Source organism: Acinetobacter ihumii, assembly GCF_900625095.1.
Lineage (GTDB): Bacteria > Pseudomonadota > Gammaproteobacteria > Pseudomonadales > Moraxellaceae > Acinetobacter > Acinetobacter ihumii.
This window is the reverse complement of the sequence record NZ_LR130761.1, coordinates 1-1,175: the sequence shown is the minus strand read 5'-3', so window position 1 is coordinate 1,175 and position 1,175 is coordinate 1. Positions and strand designations below refer to the sequence as shown.

General features: G+C 33.7%; 1 protein-coding gene. It reads right to left on the bottom strand.

Annotated features, from left to right (window positions below; all coding sequences use genetic code 11):
* Nucleotides 1-224 precede the first annotated feature (224 nt).
* Nucleotides 225-1,004 carry an APH(3')-VI family aminoglycoside O-phosphotransferase gene (locus tag E0D95_RS14840; RefSeq protein WP_014386410.1) on the bottom strand — a complete coding sequence of 260 codons (780 nt, stop codon included), beginning with the start codon at nt 1,002-1,004 and terminating at the stop codon, nt 225-227.
* Between the last annotated feature and the right edge of the window lie 171 nt (nt 1,005-1,175).

Below are 1,175 nucleotides of genomic sequence, written 5' to 3'. Positions count from 1 at the left end.
TTCTTGACTCAAGCATTAATGCAGTACGATCTTCAAAGTTAAGATGATGGTATGACAATTTTATATACTCCATAAACCCTTTAAATTAATTAGGTGGTTTATGTCGCACTTCAAGTTTTACTCTGCCAACTTTAAATCAGTGGCTCCACTAACACTCTTCACTTATTTATTTAAAATTTAGCGACGTTAAAAGACAATTAAGTATTTTTAGATAATGCTTAGAATCAATTCAATTCATCAAGTTTTAAAAAATAATTCCTTTTGTCAGGTCTATCATTTTTTAAATGCTTTAAAAATATTTTAGCAGTTTCCTCCGAGGCATCCTCTCTTAGGCAACGTTCAACAAAGGATATATCTACAAATTCATCAGCTAACCCAGCACGGCCAAGATCTAAAAAGTAAATTTCATTGAATTTATCTATAAAAATATTACTATCCGTGATATCGCCATGAGAAAAAACCAATCTTTCTTCAACACGAGTCTCAGTTAACTCATTCCATAGACTTAGGTAAGTTCTATGGTCTCCCCATAATTCAGCGTCAAAATCATCTTGATCTATATCGTCAAGGAGTTGGTTATCAATAAAAAATTTTGACTCTTTTAACCGATGATCAATGTTTGAAATAAATGGACAATCAATAATAGCAACTGAATTTAACAGATTGAGTGCCTCCTTATAGATAGCAAGCAATTCTTGGTCTGTTAAAAAAAGCGCTGAAATTGGTTTTGCATTGATCGCTTTAGTGATCATTAATTCAAACTGCTCATCCTGAAAAGTCATGATGAGTTCAGGCACCTTTAATTTCTCAGAGAGCCAACTCAACATTTTCGCTTCGCGAGAGACACTGTATGTGGTCTCTGTATATAAAGTGCTAGATCGCTTAAGAAAAAAAGTTTCATTATTTCGATTAAAAGAATAAACATCCGATGGCGACTGACCAATTTTATTTGGCTCTAAAACGCTGTTTCCAATAAATTGTTGAATAATATTGGGCAATTCCATCAAGTTTTCCTTTTATTCAGCATTAAAAACCCCGCAAATGCGAGAGAGGTGGTCCCACTTGTTTGAACAACTAAAAGCGTATTTATAAGTGATATTCCGCTCTAGTTAAGCCACCTTGTTTTGTTGGGGTAGCTGATCATAGTAAAACTCATTTGGTGTCATTTTGTCTAG

Bases quoted from the DNA above. Each gene is read 5' to 3' on its own strand.
- E0D95_RS14840 (WP_014386410.1), bottom strand. From the start codon at position 1,004: ATGGAATTGCCCAATATTATTCAACAATTTATTGGAAACAGCGTTTTA.